Genomic DNA, 1503 nt, shown 5'->3' on the forward strand with positions numbered 1-1503 from the left:
GAGCTACGATGAGCCGAAAATCCTCTCTTCTCGATTAAGCCACTTCTGTCTCAAAGGCGCTGATCCGGAACAGTCTTCTCCGATGAGGTGAACGTGTTGGAGAAGGTAATTCCCGTCAGACTGGAGGATAGCCCAACGGGCGGACTGTTCGGATTCCGCTTCGAGTAACTTGGATGCGCGGTGAGCGATCCACTGTTCGAAGCCGGATACGGCACTTCAGGCCCACCCACTCCCCTCGGTAGTCCCATGCTCTCTTTCATGGGTAGAATTTCCCCGCAGGAACCGCGTCAATGGGGAGAGATGCGGGGAGGTTGGGGATATAAGATCAACCGGATACGGTGGAAAAGAGCGACTGGAGCTGACGTGTCAATCTCTCCGCTTCCTAGATGCTGCTGCTCGTCGCTGTTTGCGGTTGCCGGATGGATTTGCCCGCGCCGCCTTTCTCACGGCCGGAAACTCACTAATCCTCTGAGTGCGTGATCGCATGTTGTTGCCAATATTGAAGAGGTTGGCAACGCGCGTCAGTTCGCGCACGTCATCATCGGTCCAGTTACTTTGCTCCGCGTAAAGAAGGTCTTCTGAACCACCACGGCCCTGTCCGGGCGGTTCGAGGCCGACAGCTACCACCCGCTTGAGATATGGCGTATTCACCAGCGTCAGCTGTGCGTAGGCCTTGAGCATCTCAGTGCGTGCTACCCTATACTGCTGGTAGCCGCCCATCTGATCCAAATAAGGTGGATACTTCAGCGTCATAAAGCAAAAGGCAGTGTCGCTGTCAGGCTGGTCTTTCGGATGAACGACCGCGCGCATGAATCTATCGGACTTCTTGCCTTCCTCGAGAGCCTCTTGGAACGCCCGGGCCAACTCACGTCGCAAGTACCTTCTCGGTTTTGCGAGGTTGCGAAGGGAAATTTCAGCGTTGCTGATAGAGAAGTTTTGTCCAGATGGGACCACGGATGTGCCGTCCAACACGCGATCGGCAAACATATCAATGAGCCTGTCCCAAAAATACGATCCTTGGTCCAACTCCTTCTTCGCTCGGAATTGGTCATCGTTGCGCAGTCCCGTATAGGTTCCGGGCGCTATGGTGACAGGTGACAACTGATCCCACGTCTTGCCGTCGGGGGGAGTGAAATCATGCTCACCATTCTCATTCATTCCGATCACGTAGTATGCAAGCAAGTCTTCCTCGCCCTGCGCCAACGCAAGCCTTCCGGACCTCAAGAATGACGCTCGCTTGTCAAGGTAATCAGTGAAATCAGTTATGGTGTCGAGTTCTCTCATCACGATGTCGAGTGCCACCTCGTCGAAAACATGTACGAAGTCTCCTTCGGGGTCGATATCGCCGATCGCGAATGGTGCGAAGTCGGCATGTGTCGGGTCGATGTGAGCTGATCCTTTGAGTGCCGGTTTGACGACGAGCGTGCCTGTCCGTCGTCGAATGATCTGAGACTTTTGGGACTTCCGAAGATTGGAGTTTCCGGCTCGGTTTGCGGGTTGATT

The 1503-nt window shown here is 54.6% G+C and carries 1 protein-coding gene; it reads right to left on the bottom strand.

Annotated elements, in window-relative coordinates:
* Nucleotides 1-366 precede the first annotated feature (366 nt).
* Nucleotides 367-1503 (bottom strand): hypothetical protein (locus JNC62_RS21090; RefSeq protein ID WP_374841434.1); only part of this gene is annotated, 1137 nt, incomplete at its 5' end.

The sequence above is a fragment of the Mycoplana ramosa genome (assembly GCF_041930185.1).
Lineage (GTDB): Bacteria > Pseudomonadota > Alphaproteobacteria > Rhizobiales > Rhizobiaceae > Mycoplana > Mycoplana ramosa.